Source organism: Bartonella sp. TT110JLCBS (assembly GCF_042193405.1).
GTDB lineage: Bacteria > Pseudomonadota > Alphaproteobacteria > Rhizobiales > Rhizobiaceae > Bartonella.
This window is the reverse complement of the sequence record NZ_JBHILT010000176.1, coordinates 1-818: the sequence shown is the minus strand read 5'-3', so window position 1 is coordinate 818 and position 818 is coordinate 1. Positions and strand designations below refer to the sequence as shown.

The following is an 818-nucleotide window of genomic DNA, read 5'->3' as shown; positions in this document are numbered from 1 at the left end:
ACTCAACATATAAAATCCTCCTTTGTTGATATTTATTATAGCTCAAATAAGCTATAGAAGCAAGTTTTCATTCCTTACCTTACCGTATCACATCGTTGGATCTTTCACGCGCTATCGCATTGATTTGCTCCTGTTGTCTCTGTTGCAAAAATTTAACTGCTGTTTGAAGCTCTTTCACAAGCTTTTTATCTTGAGGCTGATTTTGGGGTATTGCTTTTGACAAGTCAAAGTCTTGTTTATGAATGGCATCCTGTCCAAAACGTTTATCTAAAGCACTTTTCAGCTTTAAAAATTCTTCACCAACCTGCTCTGGTATCTTTGAATAACTATCACGACCAGCTTCAACATTTTTCATAAAAGTCACTGCTTCTTGTGAAAGTGACGGAACCTCTACTTTTAACTGTTCACGCTCCCGTGTAACACTAACCATCAGCGTCTCATAAGAATTCTCATAAAAGGATTGAAGCATTTTAATAGAAGAAATAGCAAGAGGAACATGATAAAGCGCTTCTTTTCGTTCTTTTCCTGTAGCCTTCAATTTATCGATAAAACGATCTGATCCACGCAGTTCGCCCGCTCTATCAGGTGCCCTATCCAAAATATCAGAGAGTTTATCGCCTTTCCCTGCTAAAATCGTTTGCTCAATCCTAAGCGCAGCCTCTTGTGGATCTTTATAAATAGATGCTAAATGACTGTTTAACTCCTTAAACATATCAATGTAAGATTTTTTATTTCTAAGAGCGCTTAGCACCTTCTGTTCTAGATTAGAGTTATCCGTATAAGCCGCAAGGTATGGGGCTTTTTCCGTTGTTTTTGAT

The 818-nt window shown here is 37.5% G+C and carries 1 pseudogene; it reads right to left on the bottom strand.

Annotation, left to right across the window (positions count from 1 at the left end):
* Positions 1-79: 79 nt before the first annotated feature.
* Positions 80-818 (bottom strand): annotated as a pseudogene (locus tag ACFILW_RS10285) (Ti-type conjugative transfer relaxase TraA); the annotation flags it as partial.